At 45.9% G+C, this 19,783-nt stretch carries 17 protein-coding genes; 6 read left to right on the top strand and 11 right to left on the bottom strand.

Annotated elements, in window-relative coordinates; all coding sequences use genetic code 11:
* Nucleotides 1-135: 135 nt before the first annotated feature.
* From G8759_RS06010 to G8759_RS05995, 4 genes are all read right to left on the bottom strand, one after another.
* Nucleotides 136-1,740 (bottom strand): S8 family peptidase, encoded by a 1,605-nt coding sequence (locus tag G8759_RS06010; RefSeq protein ID WP_167206132.1) that lies wholly within the window; start codon nt 1,738-1,740, stop codon nt 136-138.
* Nucleotides 1,741-1,872: 132 nt separating this feature from the next.
* Nucleotides 1,873-2,814, bottom strand: a complete 942-nt coding sequence (locus tag G8759_RS06005) for a sugar phosphate isomerase/epimerase family protein (RefSeq protein ID WP_167206130.1) — start codon at nt 2,812-2,814, stop codon at nt 1,873-1,875.
* Nucleotides 2,815-2,881: 67 nt separating this feature from the next.
* Nucleotides 2,882-4,594 carry a GMC oxidoreductase gene (locus G8759_RS06000; RefSeq protein ID WP_167206127.1) on the bottom strand — a complete coding sequence of 571 codons (1,713 nt, stop codon included), beginning with the start codon at nt 4,592-4,594 and terminating at the stop codon, nt 2,882-2,884.
* A 99-nt stretch (nt 4,595-4,693) separates the two neighbouring features.
* The gene (locus tag G8759_RS05995; RefSeq protein ID WP_167206125.1) at nt 4,694-5,806 is read right to left on the bottom strand and encodes a DUF3500 domain-containing protein; all 1,113 of its coding nucleotides are present in this window, start codon (nt 5,804-5,806) and stop codon (nt 4,694-4,696) included.
* 220 nt (nt 5,807-6,026) lie between these two features.
* Here G8759_RS05995 and G8759_RS05990 point away from each other — a divergent pair, with 220 nt between their 5' ends.
* Entirely contained in the window at nt 6,027-7,136 is a 1,110-nt protein-coding gene (locus G8759_RS05990; protein WP_197933099.1) for an LBF_2804 family protein, read from the top strand.
* Nucleotides 7,137-7,178: 42 nt separating this feature from the next.
* Here G8759_RS05990 and gldE read toward each other — a convergent pair whose 3' ends face one another.
* From gldE to mutY, 3 genes are all read right to left on the bottom strand, one after another.
* Nucleotides 7,179-8,525 (bottom strand): gliding motility-associated protein GldE, encoded by a 1,347-nt coding sequence (gene gldE / locus G8759_RS05985; protein ID WP_167206124.1) that lies wholly within the window; start codon nt 8,523-8,525, stop codon nt 7,179-7,181.
* Between the two features lie 39 nt (nt 8,526-8,564).
* Nucleotides 8,565-9,101 (bottom strand): single-stranded DNA-binding protein, encoded by a 537-nt coding sequence (locus tag G8759_RS05980; RefSeq protein ID WP_167206122.1) that lies wholly within the window; start codon nt 9,099-9,101, stop codon nt 8,565-8,567.
* Nucleotides 9,102-9,176: 75 nt separating this feature from the next.
* A complete protein-coding gene (gene mutY / locus G8759_RS05975) occupies nt 9,177-10,265 on the bottom strand; it encodes an A/G-specific adenine glycosylase (RefSeq protein ID WP_167206120.1) in 1,089 nt (362 codons plus the stop codon).
* Between the two features lie 141 nt (nt 10,266-10,406).
* Here mutY and G8759_RS05970 point away from each other — a divergent pair, with 141 nt between their 5' ends.
* From G8759_RS05970 to G8759_RS05960, 3 genes are all read left to right on the top strand, one after another.
* On the top strand, nt 10,407-10,709 hold the full coding sequence (locus G8759_RS05970; protein ID WP_080237187.1) for an HU family DNA-binding protein: 303 nt from the start codon (nt 10,407-10,409) through the stop codon (nt 10,707-10,709).
* Nucleotides 10,710-10,774: 65 nt separating this feature from the next.
* The gene (locus G8759_RS05965; protein ID WP_167206118.1) at nt 10,775-11,641 is read left to right on the top strand and encodes a tetratricopeptide repeat protein; all 867 of its coding nucleotides are present in this window, start codon (nt 10,775-10,777) and stop codon (nt 11,639-11,641) included.
* A 398-nt stretch (nt 11,642-12,039) separates the two neighbouring features.
* The gene (locus G8759_RS05960) at nt 12,040-13,602 is read left to right on the top strand and encodes an Rne/Rng family ribonuclease (RefSeq protein ID WP_197933098.1); all 1,563 of its coding nucleotides are present in this window, start codon (nt 12,040-12,042) and stop codon (nt 13,600-13,602) included.
* Between the two features lie 104 nt (nt 13,603-13,706).
* Here the strand turns inward: G8759_RS05960 and G8759_RS05955 are convergent, their stop codons facing one another.
* Nucleotides 13,707-14,729, bottom strand: a complete 1,023-nt coding sequence (locus G8759_RS05955; protein WP_232074147.1) for a lysophospholipid acyltransferase family protein — start codon at nt 14,727-14,729, stop codon at nt 13,707-13,709.
* 111 nt (nt 14,730-14,840) lie between these two features.
* Entirely contained in the window at nt 14,841-15,011 is a 171-nt protein-coding gene (locus G8759_RS05950; protein WP_167206114.1) for a hypothetical protein, read from the bottom strand.
* Nucleotides 15,012-15,193: 182 nt separating this feature from the next.
* Between G8759_RS05950 and G8759_RS05945 the strand changes: the two genes are divergently transcribed.
* The gene (locus G8759_RS05945) at nt 15,194-16,222 is read left to right on the top strand and encodes a LytTR family DNA-binding domain-containing protein (RefSeq protein ID WP_167206112.1); all 1,029 of its coding nucleotides are present in this window, start codon (nt 15,194-15,196) and stop codon (nt 16,220-16,222) included.
* A 10-nt stretch (nt 16,223-16,232) separates the two neighbouring features.
* On the opposite strand, the gene G8759_RS05940 is transcribed toward G8759_RS05945, so the two are convergent.
* Nucleotides 16,233-16,928, bottom strand: coding sequence for a response regulator transcription factor (locus G8759_RS05940; RefSeq protein ID WP_167206111.1), 696 nt, complete (start codon nt 16,926-16,928; stop codon nt 16,233-16,235).
* A 229-nt stretch (nt 16,929-17,157) separates the two neighbouring features.
* On the opposite strand from G8759_RS05940, the gene G8759_RS05935 reads away from it, so the two are divergent.
* Complete coding sequence (locus G8759_RS05935) at nt 17,158-17,544, top strand: hypothetical protein (protein ID WP_162385578.1); 387 nt, start codon at nt 17,158-17,160, stop codon at nt 17,542-17,544.
* A gap of 176 nt (nt 17,545-17,720) precedes the next feature.
* Here G8759_RS05935 and dnaG read toward each other — a convergent pair whose 3' ends face one another.
* Complete coding sequence (dnaG, locus tag G8759_RS05930) at nt 17,721-19,760, bottom strand: DNA primase (RefSeq protein ID WP_167206109.1); 2,040 nt, start codon at nt 19,758-19,760, stop codon at nt 17,721-17,723.
* Nucleotides 19,761-19,783: the final 23 nt, after the last annotated feature.

Raw genomic sequence — 19,783 nt, 5'->3', positions numbered from 1 at the left:
TAAGGCACAAAAATCATAAACAACAAGCTATTAGAAACTAGCTTGTTGTTTAGATTACTACTATTAAATTCGAAAACAAACGGCCAGCTATCGCGACAGAGCGATAGCTGGCCGTCTTTTATAAAATTGCGCGACTTAATTTCCTTTGCTCGAACCGCCTTCTTGCGACAATGCCAATTTGACCGCATCGTAGAGATTCACGATCCCGCCTGTTTTCGATAAACTGGCAAAATCAACCGTGTCGGTCGATTCAGGCTTGTGGACTTTCGTTTTGTAAGGCGTTGCCGACTGTACGATAATTCGCTTGATATCGGCATAGGTCAGTTTCGGGAAATACGATTTCAATACCGCAGCCACACCCGCTACCACTGGCGAAGCCATGCTCGTACCGCTGTTGTTTTCGTATTTACTGCCCGGCACCGTCGAATAAATGTCTTTACCCGGCGCAAAAACGTCTACAGTCTGTTTGCCGTAGTTGGAGAAGCTGGCAACCAGATCGGCATTGTTCGGTTCGGCACTCGCTCCTACCGTAATAACATTCGGAATAGACGACCCATCGATAAACCGGGGAGCCGGATAATTGGCGGCCGTATCGATATCCTTACCGTCATTGCCAGCCGCATGAATCATGAGCACGCCCTTCGAAAGCGCATAGCGTTCAGCATCTTCAACAACTTTTCGCTGGGGCGAATAATCCTTACCAAAACTCATATTGATAATCTGCGCGCCGTTATCCACAGCATAGCGAATGGCATTGGCAATGTCTTTATCGCGCTCATCGCCATCGGGAACGGCCCGAACACCCATAATCTGAACGGCATCAGCGATACCCATCACCCCTAATTTGTTGGTGCGATCGGCCCCAATGATACCGGCAACGTGGGTGCCATGATCGGCCCGAGGACCAGCGATGTCCGAATTGCCATAATCGCGCTGTGTCAGATCGTTTGGATTGTCACCCACAATGGCCCGGCTGTCGAAGTCAGGATTATAGTTGTATTCGGCGCGGGACTTCAGTTGCTCATTTGCCTTTTCAAGTTCATTCGTCACCACGTCGGCGTCGGCAGCCCCCTGTTGGTTCAATAGACGCAACACACCCATCAAAGGGCGTTTCAGGGCCGCATTCGTAATCGTATCGGCAGCTTTTCGTAGTGTGATCGTATCCAGCTTTGTTACGTTCAACGCTTTTTTCAAGGCAGTGACGGCTGCTGTATACTGTTCATAAAACTGACTAATCCCTTGGTATTGCGCCTTGTACTGAGCCTGATTTTTTTCGACTTCAGCTTTTGTTTTTACGTATAGATCGTATTCTTTTTGCTGGTCCGGCTTTAAGGAAGATCGGGTTTTGCCATCATACTTTGGCTTAAGCTGAGCATAGAGCCGGGTTACTTCGGCCGTTTCATAGCTAACATTACGGCCATCTTTCCCACCAATGAAGTTCCAGCCATGAACATCGTCAACGTAGCCGTTTTTATCATCATCTTTACCGTTACCGGCAACTTCTTTGGGGTTGATCCAAAGCACTCGCTTCAGGTCTTCATGGGTTGTGTCGATGCCGCCATCGATCACAGCGACCACTACGGGCGTAGCTTTACGATCTTTGAGGAGTTCGCGGTAGGTGCGCTCAACGCTGATACCTGCTGTGCTATCGGTTTTATCACGCAGATACCACTGCGTTTCCTGCGCCAAAGCTGCTACAGAAAGCAGGCAGATCGACGCGCTGATAAGGAGTTTCTTCATGAATTGGTAACAAAAAATCTTCACAAATTACGTATAAACAAGTAGTTGTGAGACTTAAAAGTTGTTAAATGGCACACATATTTTTAGTTATAGTCTATAATTGATGACTTATTTACTAATTGATATCCTACCTTACTTGCTCTGTTTAGCCATCTTGTCCGAAAAATAAAACTCCTTAAACGCTTTCGGATAGTGCGGAAAAACAACTTCTGGTTCTTCGAGATCAGGGTGCCAGGTTTTCTCCCACTCGAAACTATAATAGCCAGTATAGCCCCCATTCGCTAACGCAGCAATCGCATCAAAAATAGGTGTTTCGCCCTGGCCCAGCGGGGTGTAATGGAATTTTCCATCAATCAATTTGGCGTCTTTGATGTGCGTGTGCCGAATATAAGGTTTTAGCTTTTTGTATACATCGGCGGGCGATTCTTTGGTCACCGACCACATGTTAAACACATCCCAGATTAACCCGACTTTTGGCGATTTAGCCCCGTTCATCATGCTGACCAGCTCGTCGGTCTGAACGCCATCGCCATGAGTTTCGAGCAATATACTTACCCCGCTTCCCTTCGCATAGTCGGCCAATTCGATCAGGCCCTTCGTAATTCGATCGAGCGTTGCACTACGCTCCTGATCCTTGGGCAACGCATCCGGGAAAACCCGCACAAAGGGACATTGCAACTCATCAGCTAGTGTAATGAATCGCTTCGCTTCGTCTAAATGCCGTTGGCGAGTAACCGGATCGGCATGATGAAGTTGGGTAGAGGCCCCTAGATTAATAATTTTTACGCCTTTGTCAGCAGCCAGTCGCCGGGTACTGGCGATATGTTGGGCATTATCGAATACCGGCGTTTTTGTCAGGTCCATTTCCCCCTGCAAACCCCGGATTTCTATAGCATCGTAGCCATTTTTTGCAGCGGCCTCCAGACTGGTCGCTAAAGACCATTTCGGGCAACCAAGTGTCGAAAATGCCAATAATGGTTTTTGCCTGCCAGGACTCAAGGCAGTTGCCGTACCAACGGTTGCCAGTAAGCCAATAGTTGATTGCAAAAAGGTTCGGCGATTGAGTTCGTTCATAAAGAGAGGATTGAGAATACTGTTGCTGCCTGCGTTCCAACAAAATCGGCCTGAACTATTTTTTAAACTACAACTTCCCTTCTTTTAGTTGTTTTACGGCATAATCAGCAGCACGAGCGGTTAGCGCCATGTAGGTCAATGAAGGGTTCTGGGTAGAGGTCGATGTCATACAGGCCCCGTCCGTTACAAACACATTTGTGCAATGGTGCAACTGATTCCATTTGTTCAAGAGAGAAGTTTGCGGATCTTTTCCCATCCGAACACCCCCCATCTCGTGGTTTTCACTACCCGGCCGTCGTTGCGTGTCCAGCGTCTTTATATTTGTAAAACCGCATTGGGCATACATTTCCGTAAACTGCTGAAAAAAGTCTTTGAGAATCTTCTCGTCGTTATCGTCAAAGGCAACCGAAATGCGAAGCTGAGGAATACCCCAGGCATCGGTCTGGGTTTTATCAAGCTGAACCGTGCTAATTTCTTTTGGAATAGTTTCTGCCATCATGCTTGAGCCAATCTGCCAGGGCCCCAGTTGTCGCTCCAATAGCTTTTCTTTTAAGGATGCACCGATCAGATCCGAGTTTTGCAGAGCCGACCGCGATGCACTGAATGTAGACGCGTAACCGCGCAGGAAATCGGTTTCCTGTTTAACGACATTGCGAAACCGGGGAATGTAACAGCTATTGGGCCGCTGACTACGGTTGGTTGAGTCAAGCAGTCCGTCAAATTCTGCCGAAATACGGCCCCGGTAGCTATGGAAAGCAATGAACTTGCCTAACAATCCATTGTCGTTTCCTAACCCAGCTGGAAACCGATGTGACGTCGAATTGAGCAGGATCAGGTTTGTATTGAGAGCCGATGCGTTCAGAAAGATAACGTTGGCAAAATAGTCGACCATTTCGCGGGTAGCTGAATCGATAACCCGCACGCCCTTTACCCGCTTTTTCGTCTCATCATAAATCAGTGAGTGAACAACCGAATGCGGCCTGAGAGTTAATTTACTAGTTTTAGCTGCCCACGGCAGTGTCGACGCATTGCTGCTATAGTAACCGCCATACGGACATCCTCGCTCACAAAGTAATCGATTCTGGCACTGCGCCCGGCCCTGCTGGGCATGAACAGACGTTGGCTGGGTTAGGTGGGCCGCCCGACCCATAATGACATGACGATCTGAATAACGCTTTCCGATTTCGTTTCGAAAATGTGTCTCCACACACGACATTTCGTGCGCAGGCAGAAACTCACCATCGGGCAACGTTGCCAGACCGTCGCGATTACCGGTTATGCCAACAAATCGCTCGACATAACTGTACCAGGGCGCCAGATCTTTATACCGAATAGGCCAGTCTACGGCGAAACCATCGCGGGCCGGACCTTCAAAATCAAAATCGCTCCATCGCTGCGTTTGCCGCCCCCATGTTAGTGAACGTCCGCCAACCTGGTATCCATGCAGCCAGTCGAACGGCTTTTCCTGAATATAAGCCTGCTCATTATCTTTCGAAAAGAAATGCATGGTATCTTCCCGAAACGCATAATTCCGACTAACGATCGGATTCTCCTGCCGAACTTTGAGTGGCAACTGCCCGCGATGTTCCACTTCCCACGGATTGAGCATCATGGTGGGGTAGTCGGTAATGTGTTTTACATCCCGTCCCCGTTCCAGAACTAATGTTCGCAGGCCGTTTTTCGTAAGCTCTTTGGCAGCCCAACCTCCACTGATCCCGGACCCAACTACAATAGCGTCGAAGGTGTGGGCAGCCAGACTGTCGCCGATCAGATTCGCCATAAATTTCCAAAAACAGGTTTATACAAGCGTTGACCTTAAGGAGTTTAGGGTTTCCCTAAAGTCAACCTTTTTTAAGGAAGCTATATTGAACCAGCGATTTCAGGGCTTTCCGTGGGCCGTAGTTCTGTAGTGCTCCCGTAACAAGTCTTCCCCAAAATCATTGGTTAAATCTCTCACAACCGTATGAATATGGTTCGCGTTGGTTTGTGTATTATCGTACTCAATCAGAATCGTTGGTCCGTGAATTCGATAATACCATCCCTTGCCCTCTCCTAACTCAGGCGTAAGATCACCCGCCCAACCAAAGCGAAGGCTATCCAGGCCCGTTTTTTGCAGTTTTGCCATTTGCTGGTTGGCAAGCGTAATTCGGTAGTTGTTTAGGTAAACCTGCAATAAACCCAAAAACAATTTGCGTTGATCAGCCGTCATTTCAGAGAGCATCAGACCATCCATTTTTTCGAGCACAGCACTACGTTTATTGCTCGTAACCATCTCGGGATAGGCCACAGCAGCCAGCACGGCCTTTTTTCGCTGATCTGGATTCAGGGTTTTCAATAGAGCAAAAGCCTGCTCCGTTTCCTGCTTTAATATTTCGCGGCCTTTCTGAGGCAGATCGGATACGCGCGGATCGCCCATTCGTTTATCGGCCATGGATGGGTCGTATTTCAGAATACCCGGATTGCTCCCAAAAAATGTGGGGGTCTGCGCTATTACCCGGCCTGTTACGGACATAAACTGAAGCGACAAGTGGTGCCCTTCAATTCGCCAGCTCCATGGATTTTTTGTTGATGGATCGCCAAAAATGGTGAACGAATAATTTTCCGGATCACGATACGTATCATTTGGCGGGCGATTATCAATGACACGCAGCACATTCTCCATATCGATAATGGACGTTGCTTTATCGTATCCTTGCTGGCTAAGTCCCGTTTTAAGCATAGCCATTGCCGCCTGACGCTGTTCAGGAGTCATCTGTTTCAAGGGAAGACCTTTACGCTCTCTCGGCACAAAGTGCCAATTGAACCGCTCCGCATCATCGAGCGGAAAAGTAGCCTTTTGACGCTGTTCCGGCGATAAGGTTTGTAAAAACGCCTGAGCAGATTCCTGCATCTCATCACGTACCTGTTGCGCAGACGATTTAGCTTTGGGCTGGGCCACAGTCTGTGCTACAGCCTGGCCTACTATCAAGCAGAAGAAAAGGATACGAATCATAACCGACATCAGTAAGTCTTTCTGAGTAAAGCACTCTCCTCATTGAATTTACTGAATGTAGAATTGTACTCTAACACGGATTTCGAACAAGATGATTACTGGACTAGTATGGACGTTCCTGCACGAATTACTTACTGATCTTTCATTATTTACTTTCTTTTTGCCAACAACCCGACCTGTTCATTAGTTGTAGAAATAAATCCACTGTCACACTACGATCATGTCAACCCGGCCACCGAACAACAGTTTTGGTCCATTAGACCATCTGGCTATGCGCTATTTACGGCAGGCACTCGACACGTCGCATCCGACTGATGAGCCTTATGTACTAAGCCCTGTAGAAAGTCGCGTTATCCGACGTACTAAAACGTTGACGCTTGGTTTAGCCTCTCTGCTAGGCGTTCTGGGCGTTCTGTTCCTTTACATACCTCAATACAATTGGCCTGTTCTGTTCCAGAATACACCAATAACGCTCTTCGGAACAACCTATAACCTCCCAATTGTCACGACTCTATACGGGTTACTGCTGGTTTATATAGAAGTGAATCTCTTAGTTGGCCTGAATCTACTGGGTGTAAAGGCAATCATGCAGGTGTGTCAGTTTCCACGCGCTCACGATGCACAGTATGACCGCCATCTCCAAGCTCTTGCCGACGCAGCTTTGGAGAAAACAAATCGAGGTATCCTTCGTTTCGGGATTGATCCGTACCTGAACATGCCGCGCTGGGGGTTAACGATCTTTTTCCTGCTAAATATTACTAAAGCAGCACTAAGTAATCTGGCGTTAAAATTTTTTCTGAAGCGTTTTCTGGGCCGATTTGCTCTCCGCCAGGTGACTGATCTCGCAGGAATGCCAATTTATGCCGCTTGGAATGCATATGCCTCCTGGCAGGTGTTGCATGAAGCACAGATTCGCGTGATGGCTCCGCTTACAATCCGTGAATTTGTCAATGAACTTCACGACGAATGGGGCGCTAATGAGCAATTCAGGCCGCTTATTTTAGAAGCCTTACAGTATGTTGCCATTCTGAAACGACAATACAATTACGCCCATTTTCTGCTCACAGAAACGCTGGTAGACCGATTCAATCTACGCACAAACACTACACTGACAGGTCATTTTGTCGAACAGGCTGCCAATGCCCCGGTTGAAGTTCGTAGAAGCCTGGAGCGGCTTATTGTCTTTGGGGTGCTGGTAGACGGTAACTTATCCTGGCTCGAAAAACGGCGGTTACGCCAACTTCGTGCCAAGAATTTTCTGACCTACTCAACCGATGACATACAGCGAATTGGTGAAGATTATAATCAGGGTCGCGGACTCTGGGTTTGACAACTATCCGATTTGTCCCGTCCCTATTGACGAACCGCCATTTCAGGCTTTATTATCAGCAGGATCATCTTTCGTAACCCGGACTTCGTTAATACGCTTGTCGTCGGCCGATAACACATAAAATGTGTACCCGGCATACGTTGTTTGATCACCAGGCTTAGGCAAACGGCTGAATAATTCGAGTAATAATCCTCCCAGCGATTCACTATCGCCCTGCACCGATTCGAATGTAGTGGCATCGACATTCAGCACCCGGCAAACGTCAGTGATGGGTACTTTACCTTCAAAAACTACTGTCCGCTCATCTTCACGATGGTAGCCAACAGGCGTTTCATCATCAAATTCGTCGTTGATATCCCCAAAAATTTCTTCAATAATATCCTCAAGTGTTACCAGCCCACGTGTGCCACCATATTCGTCCACAACAATAGCGATATGCACCCGGCGTTTCTGGAAATCCTGTAAAAGGTCATCAACTTTTTTATTTTCTGGGATAAAGAAGGCAGGACGCACTAAGGACTGCCAACGGAACGAGTCATCTTCATGGATATGGGGCAGTAGATCCTTGATGTATAAGATCCCATCAATCTGATCCAGTGATTCTTTATAAACAGGCACTCGTGAATAACCAGATGCATTGATCTGAGTCATTAGTTCAGAGAATGTCAAGTCGTCTGCTACAGCCGAAATGTCGAGTCGTGCCCGCATGACCTGACGAGCCGTCAGGTTACTGAAATTGACAATACCTTTCAAAATTTCTTTTTCTTCTGTCGTCGCATCAGTGCCTGTCAGTTCGACGGCCTGACTAAGCTCTTCGACCGACAATTTATAGCCCCGTCGCTCAACCCGCTTATCGACCTGGTTGCTCAGATTAACAAGCAACATGGCCAGTGGGCGTAATACAGCAAGCCCAATTTGTGCTAGTGGGGCCGTTCGCCGGGCAACTGTCATGTTGTTCTGGCTGGCATATACCTTCGGCACGATTTCACCAAAAAGTACAATTGCCAGCGTTGTGGTTAATGTTACTCCTGATAATACCCATCCCGAAGCATGGTAAGCCTGCGAGAACTCCCAGGTCAGGTAAGTAACAATCACAACAATGGCAATATTCAGCAAATTATTAAAGATGACCAACGACGCCAGCAGTCGTTTCGGGCGGTCGAGTAACATGGCAATACGCTGATCGCCAGGCTGTATGCTATTGCGACAACGCGTGCGGTCATCTGGGGAAAGAGAAAAGAATGCAGCCTCGGAAGCTGACACCAGGCCGGCCAGCAACAATAGTAATAGAATCAGACCCGCATAAGGGGCGTATAAATCAAAATAGGTGCCCCAGCCATCTGCGGCTGGGAGCACCTGTCGGGGAAGAGGATCACTACTAGGGTCCATGTATCTTAAATCTCGTTCAACAATAGAGCATTGAGCGGTTTAGAACGGAAGATCGTCGTCACCACTATTGCTCTCAAAAGGTACCGGATCAGGCTCCCTGCGCGGTGGCTGCTGACGTGCAGCCTGTGGAGCAGGGGCAGCTTGCTGACGCGGGGCTGGTGCTGCCTGCGGTGCCGGTTGCTGGCGCGGAGCAGGCTGTTGGGTTTGCGCCGGTGCTTCGTATGAACCGCCATCCTGACGATCATTAGGCCCACCTAAAAACTGGAACGTGGTAGCACGAACGCCAAGTGAAAACCGTTCTTTACCTTCCCGGTCCGTATATGTCTCTGTCCGCAAGCGACCTTCTACATAAATCTGCTGGCCTTTACGTACATATTTTTCAATTGTCTTAGCCTGATCATTCCAGACTTCAATTCGAAACCACTCCGTTGATTCAACCTGTTCTCCAGTACGGGTTGTGTATCGTTCATTAGTAGCAACGCTGAATTTGGCAACAACTGAGCCGCCATCCAGGTAGCGGACTTCCGGATCGTTGCCAACGTTACCAATAATAATTACTTTATTAAGGCTTGCCATACTCTGTGTTTTGTTAGTTACGTATGAAAAAATGCGTAGGGCTTAAAGAGATTAAAGATACTGAAATAAACGCACTTATCCAAACGACTTTTCCAAATAGTTAGCAATTAAAACAGGCTTGGGGAGGTCTCCAATCATGGCCTGTGAATACCATTTTAAACCTGTCGGCAAATGTCCTGCCACCTTATCCGGCAGGTCAATTACATAGAACATCGCCTGAATTCGTTGATGAGATAGTAACTGCATTGCTCCCGTCGGCATAGTCGACAGAACGCCTTGCTGCACTATTTCGTTCACCGAATCAGGCAATAACAGGTCACGTAACATTGATTTAGGCTCGTCAGTTTCAAGCAGATAGAAATCGTAAAGATTTTGCCAGATATCCCGATCCGTGCGTTCCCGCATGGCGATTTTGTCGCCGTTCTTAAAAATAAGATACTGAAAATATCGATTCCTGACGGGCGCTTTTTTAGCCTTAACGGGTAATCGATTCTGCTGACCTGTCAAATACGCGACACACTGCTGCTGAACCGGGCATAACAGGCAATCGGGCGCTACCGGTGTACACTGAATCGCACCAAATTCCATGATTGCCTGATTGTAGGTTGCCGGATCATTGGCTTGCTGAATAAGCCGTGCTGCCAGTGCCGCAAATGTTTTTTTAGCACTGGTCGTGGTTATATCTTCGTCGATTCCAAACACGCGGGCTAACACTCGATAAACATTTCCATCAACAACCGATACCCGCTCTCCGAACGCAAAAGACGCGATGGCAGCAGCCGTATAAACACCTATTCCCTTCATTTTCAACAACTCATGGTATGTTTCCGGAAACTTTCCGTTCAGTTGTTCGGTTATATGACGAGCTGTCTGATGTAAATTCCGGGCACGGGAATAATACCCAAGCCCTTGCCAGAGACGGAGCAATTCGCGCTCATCGGCATGAGCCAGGTCGTTAATCGTTGGATAAGCCGCTATGAAACGTTCATAATACGGTTTTCCCTGCGCAACGCGGGTTTGTTGCAGAATGACTTCCGACAGCCATATATAGTACGGATTGCGAGTATGACGCCACGGCAAGTCGCGTTTATGGTACTCATACCAGCGCTCCAGACTAGGTACAAATACGGTTTCACTGACGTTAAGGTCTGATTGCCAATTCAAAATAAAAAAAGAAAAAGCGTCGTTGATTATGAAAAACTGGAACACAGGGTTTTATAATTTCTCAGAAACCGCTACCTTTGTGCTCCCATTTTTGACACCCGAATTTTCAACAACACAGTAAACGTTAAAGTTTAAGAAGTCGTGACGAAAGCAGACGTAATTGCAGAGATCGCCGATAAGACCGGAATCGATAAGGCCGAGGTAACGAACACTCTTGAGACCTTCTTTTCGGTGGTTAAGGACTCGTTGGCCGAGGGAGAGAATATCTATGTGAGAGGGTTCGGCAGTTTCATTAACAAGAAAAGAGCCAAGAAGGTAGCCCGGAACATCTCGAAAAACACCGCTATGGTGATTGATGAGCATTTCATCCCGAGCTTCAAGCCCGCCAAGGTTTTCGTTGAGCAAGTGAAAACCAGCGACAAAGCCAAAGTAGCGGCTGAGTAAGCAAACAAGCGGTCCCCACCGGCTGAGCATCAGTCCAGGCATTTGCGACGTGATTAGTTCCCACCATGAATAAGTCAATATTGTTGGTTGTTGTGTTGGCTACGGCCTTAACTGCAGGGTTATATACTTTGCCTAAGGTTGTTGTACGTAACGAGACCAAACAGTTGAGTGAATCCATGCCGGGAAGTCGGACGACGCAGGCGCCTATGGCTACTCAGCCAGGGGCAACCGCTGGTAACGGAGCGCCAGATCGCTCAACGATTCATCAAAAGCCGCTATCACCTGAACAGCAGAAACAGCTGGATCGGCTGAAAACTCAGTTTTTGGCGACCGGATCTGTTCAGAAAGAAGCATCGGCAGCAAAGTTAATTGCCCTGTTCCGGGAAGTTACCCAGTATGATAGCGCGGCTTATTATGCCGGTCTGTTAGCCACGGATCAACCAACCGAACAGAATTTGCTTCAGGCAGGTGATCAGTATTTTGAAGCGTACACATTTGCTGTCGACGAAGCGAAAACGGCAATGCTGGGTCAAAAAACCCGCGGTTTTTATCAACAAGTCCTTGCAAAGAATCCAGGTTTACTAGCGGCCAAAGCGAATATGGCGATGACCTATGTTAACACGGATACACCAATGCAGGGAATCATGCTTTTGCGCGATGTGTTGAAGCAGGATCCAACCAATGAGTTGGCCTTATTTAACCTCGGGCTTCTGTCAATGCGGTCAGGCCAGTATGAGCGTGCTGTTGAACGGTTCCGTCAGATTTTAGTTACCAATCCGGCCAGCCGAAAAGCACAATTTTATCTGGGCGTAAGCCTAGCCGAATCAGGACAAAAAGAGGAAGCAAAGAAAGTCTTGGCTCAGGTAAAAAAGCAGGAGAAAGATCCACAGGTTCTGGCCGCTGTTCAGGAATACGAAGAGCGGTTAAAGTAAGTGAGTTATACAGTTGAAAAACTATAGAGCCGCCTGGTTGATGATTAAGTCAACGCTCTATTGTTAGTCAACTTTAAAACTATACAACTTTTTAGGGCTTACCGACTGGTAAGTCGACATGTATTTTCAACCATTAAACAGCATTCGCACTATGCCTTGCGGTAAAAAACGGAAACGGCACAAGATTGCCACTCACAAGCGGAAGAAACGGCTCAGAAAAAACCGGCACAAGAAAAAGTAGTAAGTTAGTCGGCAGTTTACAGTCGATTTTTTGCCGATAGCTGCCTATTGTAAACTTGCCTACTGCCTACTCATTTTGGAAGCCTCGTGCCGGTCTGTAAAGCCCGAGCGTGGCTTCTTTTTTTTTATATAGCCATTCTTAACCGTTCATTCATCTTGTGAGTAATGAATTAGTTATCAGTTCGACTCAGAAAGGTGATCGGATTGCGCTCTTGCAAAACAAGAGATTGCTGGAATATCACGAAGAAGAGTTAGACAGCAGCTTTACCGTTGGCGATCTTTATTTAGGAACAGTCAAAAAACTTTCATCAGGCCTCAATGCAGCTTTTGTGGATGTTGGCCACGAAAAAGATGGTTTTTTGCACTATCAGGACTTAGGGCCGAATATCAATTCGCTCAATAAGTTTGTTAAAGATGTAATCGCCAAGCGCGTCACCACCGGTCGGCTCAACAGCACACAGCTGGAGCCGGTCATCGAAAAAATTGGGAAAATCGATAAGGTACTGACGAAAAACGCGCCCATCCTGGTTCAGGTGGTTAAAGAACCCATCTCAACCAAAGGTCCACGCCTTTCCTGCGACATTTCAATTGCGGGCCGTTATCTGGTCCTCGTGCCGTTTTCAGACGGCGTTAATTTATCAAAGAAGATTACGGACCGAGCCGAGCGGTCGCGTCTGCTACGGCTTATGTCGTCATTAAAGCCCCAGAATTTTGGGGTTATTGTACGAACTGTTGCACAGGACAAAGATGTCGAAGAACTCGACCGTGACCTTCAGCACTCACTCGCCAAATGGGAGCAGGCCGTTAAGACATTAGCCGATGCCAAACCCAGAGATCGCGTATTGGGTGAAATGAATCGCGCTTCCTCTATTCTACGGGACATGCTCAATGAAACATTTGAGAGCATTACAGTAGATACCCGCGAGTCGTTCGACGAGATTCGAGAATACATTCATACCATTGCTCCTGACAAGGAGAAAATTGTTAAACTTCACAATGGTAAGGCAAAGGTTTTTGAAGCCTTAGGATTAGAAAAACAGTTAAAATCTCTATTTGGTCGCTCAGTGAGTTTACCGGGTGGCGGTTATCTAATTATTGAGCATACTGAAGCATTACACGTTATTGATGTCAATAGCGGCAACAAGTCGAATTCAGAAGAAGATCAGGAAGCTACCGCCATTAGTGTCAATCGTGAGGCTGCCAAAGAAATAGCCCGCCAACTTCGGCTGCGTGATATGGGCGGCATTATCGTCGTTGATTTTATTGACATGAAGAAAGCAGAAAACAAAAAGCTTCTGCAGGACATCATGCGCGATGAGATGAAAACTGACCGCTCGAAGTTTACGATTTTACCCCTGACCAAATTTGGGCTGATGCAAATAACACGTCAGCGTGTACGGCCCGAAATGAACATTGTTACTCGCGAGGTTTGCCCAACATGCGGTGGCACTGGTACCATTCAGGCTAGTGTTCTGGTTACTGATGTGATCGAAAACAATCTCGATTACATTTTGACAAAACAAAATGAGCGCGGTATTTCAATCGCAATGCACCCATTTTTATATGCCTATTATACCAAGGGATTATACTCCAAACAAATCCAATGGTATATGAAGTATAAATCATGGATCAAACTCGTTAAAGACAGTTCATTAGGTATTGTGAATTTCAAATTCTTCAATAAATCTGGTGAAGAGATTGAAACAGGCAGTGGCGCCTAGATTCTTCTAGTAATCCTCTAAAAGAAGGCCTATAAACCTTTATAAATCAACGGGCTCAATCCATTGAATGGATTGAGCCCGTTTTCAATTATGAAGGAAGTGTCTTAGCGGAGAACCTCCATTTCCATTAACTCGCCGAACATCTCTTTTCCGACGAGTCCTTCTACCGAATCAACTGAGTTGATGTTTAGAAGCAGATCACGCAGGTCTTCCGTAATTTCATAGGTCTGATAGAGTCGCCGATCAAAAAGAATCGGTGCCTGTTCCAGATCGCAAAGTGAATAGCGGTCCTGATTAAAGGTCGGTCGCGATGGCCAACCATTAAACCGCGTATTTTTTGCTAGCTCCGGCTCTAAAAATAAGTGGATAAATGTCCAACCCTCCCATTGAGCCGGGTATCGCTTCAGATAAGGCCAAAAAGCCTTATAAAGTTGCGTCATTGCCTCACGGCAATACATATCCCGATCACTATTCCGAATCGGTCGAATCGGATCAAGACAATGCAGAACGTTTGTCAGATCAGGCTGTCGATAACTGACAACCGGTATTATTGGCGCTCCAGTGGCATGTGACAGGTAGCCTACGCCTTTTCTGGTCAGGACACTACGGCTCCCCAACGGAACTGATAGGAATTTATCCTCTTCGCCAGGCTCAGGAGCCGTTTCTGGACTGCCATCTACAAATACAATTAGTGATCGACCGGCTTTCAGCTCACGCAGAACCGTTAATCCCGCCGATGGATGCCCCGCTTCAACAACACGGAAGACATTTGTCAAACCATGTTTCTCTCGCAGAGCCTCAATATGTTCTGTCATATCGTCACCCTGGGTGCGGTTCATATTGTTACCGACCAGCAATATGCAATCTACTCCCCGGCGAAACAACACACTTGTCAGGAGCCGATATGAGCCAAGGTGATAGGTACAGTAAATCCTGGGGCCGTCTTGTTTGGCAAGATATTCCTGCGCTCCTCGCGTCTTTACAAGATCGCCAGCCGTTAGGCACTTCTGATCGAAGTTTGTAAAGATCTGTTGTAACAATAACTCCTGAAACAGTGTTTCATGTTCGCTACGAGGTATAGACGGCATGATGTTTTCAACGTTCGCTGAGAACGTAGTGAGTTTCATCAGATACCCCCTTTCCTTTTGTAGGTTAAGCTGCCGGAAGTGATCACGACAACGGGTAAGTTCTTGTTTGTAAAGACGCAGTGAAGACGGCATAGTCTTATACTGATAAAATTAAAGAGAGAAGGATGTTTTAGGGGTAAGTCCCTGAAATGTTGGAGTAAAACTTCCACAGCACACGCTGTCTTCAAACAGCCATAGTAATTTGGAAGACTCTTTTTTAGCGGCAGACAACGTGATAGCTTTAGAGACCTGAACTGCTTTGATGGCGAATTGCTTTTTCATGATTTTTCTGTTTTTCGATTGAATGTTAGTTGCCTGATTAGCGCTGGTTTGTTTGCGCCGTTTGACTGATACAAAATTAGATCAGCCAGGCAGGGTCATCAATCGCAGAAAATTCTCATTCTACCATATTGGATTAGTCAATTATTACCACTATTTTAGTCCGGATTTTTGCTAAGGGACGCATGAAAGTCATATACCTCACCAGGATACTTCTGAGAAAACCCATTTATAGTATTGGGCTTCTGCTGTGTGTGGTTTTGATTATAGAAGGGCTATCGTGGACTATTGCTTATAATCCCAAATTGGCCCTTGTTGCCCGTGCGGGCGGGTTTTTCCCTTATATCAGTGCACTTTTCAAGAATCTCTTCTTACCTGAAATCTGCACAGTTGTTATTTTGACAACTTTACTCGATCAACAACACATTCGACTTAAGCTAAGCTCTGTTGGATTAACATTAAAAGATATAAGCCGGTATGAACTGACTTTTCTTCCAACCATACTGTTATCTTACTTTCTGTTTAACCCTGCCACACAAACAGCCCGTTTTTTTTTAGAAGCCTTTCCGAATTACACCTTTTCCAATTATTGGCATAGTTATTTAGGTGGCACATTTACGATGGCCATTTATTTCCGTTATTTGATCCCTATATTTTTAATTGGCTACACAACGCTCAATGTCTCCTTGATCTCTGATTATTTCAAACAGCGACAGGAAGCTCAGGAAGCGGCCGAAAATAAGGCTCAATTAGCTGTCCAGGCTGCACAGGCAGCCTTAGCAGCACAAACAACAGCTGTAAATCCCTCTCCGAATAACTATTTATCACACCTAAAAGGTAAAAATCAGCACGGTGAACTTGATTTTCCCGTTGAAGATGTTTACTTTTTCACCATTGAAGATCGTTATTATTATGCCCAACTCGAAAAGGGACAATATTTAGTTGGAAAAACCCTAAACGAGTTAGAGACTGAGTTAGACCCAAGCCGTTTTTTCCGTATAAAACGGGATTACATTGTGAACCGACAATCGGTTCTCAACTACGCTTATTGGGAAAATGGTAAATACATTGTTCGTTTGAATACACCTGATCGGCACGAAATAGTCGTCCCTCGTGCTCGTATGCAGGAATTTCGTGAATGGTTACAGGGTAATGGTAACAATCAGCGTCCCTACGCCGATAGTTCCACCGATTCCTTCATTTTGGCTTCTTAATAGTCCTTTCTCATAAGTAACTCTTTACTGAAATACCATAACGAGGTAACTGGCGGCAACTGCTAAGCTCCAGCTTTTTTGCAATATGTGCTTTATGGTTTACGGCTGTTCGGTAACTAATCCCAAGCTGATCAGCTATTTCATTAGCTGTCAAGCCATTAGCAATCATACGCAAAACTTCTCGTTCACGATCGCTCAGTCTGCTTAATTCATTTCGGGTTGTATCTGATATGACCTCGACACCAAAGTTCTTAAGCAGATTCATGAAGCCATTACTATAGTAACATCCTCCAGAACTAACCGTCTGGAAACAGCGATAAAGTTCATCTAAACCATCACTAGCGTATAAAAAGCCAAAAAAGCCCATTTGCATGGCTTTGGCGATCATACGTAAATCTGGTTTACTGGTATAGAGAATAAACTTGGTCTGATAATTAGCCTCCTGCATCTCTTGTACTATATCAAAGGTCCGCTGGCCCGATATTTCTGACTCCAGAATTACACACTGCGGACGCTTGACACGAATTTGCTGAAGCGTGTCCTCCATCTCAACGGCGCGCCCAACAACATTGTAGCCTTGTTCCTTTAATAATTGGCTTAACACTTCGCAGTTGAACACTTCAGACTGCGCCACAAGAATCGAGAAATCCCGTCGACGTAGTGCGAAATTCTTTGTGGCTTCCTGATCTATCGGTGGCTGATTCATATCTATAAGATGTAACGAGTGGTTGAATCTACTATCCAAATCACTCTATAAGCAATAGCAACTTACTGAAATCACCATTTCTCCGGATGAAATCAACGAAATGGGTGATATTATATGGGTGATTTCGTCCGGAGAAATGGTGATTTCACGCAAAACGACTTGTTTTACCTTATAGTACCGTACTACTTTTGATCATCAGCCAAATATCTGTCTATTCAGAAACTAGCGTATGATGATCCAGGAAGAAACAGTGTCGTCCGCTTACGAAGCGTCCTCGACCGAGATACAAAACATAATTATGGAATGGGTAGAAGCGACTGAACAGTTTCATCGTCGCTACGCCAAACTCACTGAGGTCATCAACTCGCTCCAGTCTGCTGGTCGTCGGCAAGCAACTACGAACCGGCCACGATTGCGTAAACTGATCACATTACGTCATCACATGAGTGATGTATTGATGACTTTGATGTTGGATATGACTGGCCAGAAAAACGGCCGCTCATCGCAACCTTCTAAACCAGGTCAACTTCACTCGCACGCTCGTCTGCTAGCTGAACTGAACCGAGAAATCGATGCTGAATTGACTCCATCAGTCAAAACAGTAGCTCTTGCATAGTGTTCACCTCTCCCGCTTGATAAAGGTAAGCTTCCTGACTAGTCAGGAAGCTTTTTTTATGAGTACTTATAGTAAAAAATTACTACGCCACCCGGCAAAACAGGTAATTGACCGAATTAAAACCTGATCAATTGCCAAGTGCACATTCTGCAGTTTTTTTGCAGGATATACCTACATCATCCGGATATTACAGTGCCTAGTAAGCGTGATATCTCTACATCAATCCGTTTATAATGCATGAACTCTGTAAGAAGCTGGTCTGCTTCTTCAGGCGTTTTCCCATTAGCATCGCGAAGTTCCTGTTGCAACGTAGTCATGCGTTGTTCAGCCAGCATCTTTTTAATGCGTAAAATATTTCTGTAGGCTGAATCAGCCAGAATACCAATTTCTTCTTCTGAGGGTACGTATATCTCGTGCTTTAGCCAACCTTCGCTAATTTCATAGCGAGGTGTTGTCAGATGAATTGCCTGATTCTGCATTTCTATTTCGCTGGGTGACCGACGATTAAGAAAATCACCAGCGGTTAAAATATCACCCCGATGGTAACCTTCACGAAACAGGCTTAGAATTAAATCATAAGGCTGCGTCTGAAATTCAATTTCATGAAGCTCGCTTAAGATATATTGACAAAGTGTAATACCTGGTTCGAGTTCACGAGCGCCATAATTAATCAAAAGTCGAATACACTCTTCTTCCTGATACGATAAAGGGGTCCGTACGGCTTTTATACGCTCACCAGGAGCATCAACAGGCGTTCTGTTAGAAATAGCTGGCTCAACACCATTAATGCCTGCATCAGCAAATAACGCATTCAGTTCATCAACCGTCGGTTCATTCTGTACAGTGGTCTGTTGACGTGCCTGGCGATCAAAATCCTTCTGACTCTGTTCCTGTTGTTTCCTAAGCAGGCGATTTATCTCAGAAATAACCGACTGCTCACTCACATGGAAAACCTGGGCAACCCGTTGCGAAAGTGTCTGTCGCTTTAAGGGATCAGGTATTTTAGTGATACTGGCACATACATCCGAGATTCCTTCTGCACGTTTATTCGGGTCATTACCGGCTTCTGCAAGCCACTGCCCGGCTTTGAAATCAATGAAATCCTTCGAATTCGCCTTTATATAGGCTTTAAACTCTTCGGCACCAACTTTATGAACGTAGCTGTCTGGGTCTTCACCGTTGGGCAAGAGAAGTAGTTTCAGGTTTAGACCTTCCTCAAGCACCATATCAAGACCACGTAAAGCTGCTTTTATACCGGCAGCATCACCATCGTATAAGATTGTAATATTGGGTGTAAAACGCGCAATAAGCCTGATTTGCTCGGTGGTAAGTGATGTTCCCGATGAGGCAACTACATTCTTTATTCCCGCCTGATGAAGTGAGATTACGTCGGTGTATCCTTCAGTTAAATAACAAACATCTTCCTGTCTAACAGTCTGTTTAGCTTGATAAATTCCATAGAGAACCTGGCTTTTATGATAAACTGTCGTTTCGGGTGAATTTAGATACTTGGGCTGGCTCTTGTCTGTTTTGAGAATACGCGCGCCAAAGGCAATGACACGACCGGAAACATTATGAATGGGAAACATAACCCGTCCCCGGAACCGGTCAAACGTTTTTGGGCTCCGGCCATCGGCACCCTCTTTGACCAGGATCAGTCCGGCTTTCTCAAGAAGATCGCGGTTGTAGCCTTTACGCAACCCTTCCTGCATTAGCGCATCCCATTGGTCAAAGCTATAGCCAAGTTCAAATGCTTCAATGGTTGGATTGGTAAAACCCCGTTCCCTGAAATAGCTCAAGCCAATACCTCTACCCTCATCTGATTTTTGTAAGGCTTCCTGAAAAAATGTTTTGGCAAAATTCAGTACAATAAGCAGGCTCTCGCGCTCATTCTGGCGTAGAAGATCTTCAGGTGTTTGCTCCTGCTCTTCAATCTCTATGCCATACTTCTTTGCCAGATAACGCAGTGCTTCACCATAACCGATGTTTTCGATATCCATTACGAATTTTACCGAATCACCAGCCTTCCCACAACCAAAACACTTATAAATCTGACGCGTTGGATTAACGTTAAAAGAAGGTGTTTTCTCATTATGAAATGGACAGCACGCAATGTAATTACTGCCTCGTTTCTTAAGCGAGACAAAATCATTGATTACTTCCAGAATATCAGTAGCCTGTCGGATTCGGTCAACAGTTTCTTCGGGAATTCGCATGCAAAGCGGAGAAGCCAGTGAGA

This window comes from Spirosoma aureum (genome assembly GCF_011604685.1).
Taxonomy (GTDB): domain Bacteria; phylum Bacteroidota; class Bacteroidia; order Cytophagales; family Spirosomataceae; genus Spirosoma; species Spirosoma aureum.
Note: the sequence above shows the minus strand (reverse complement) of the source record. Positions and strands in the feature narration are given on the sequence as shown.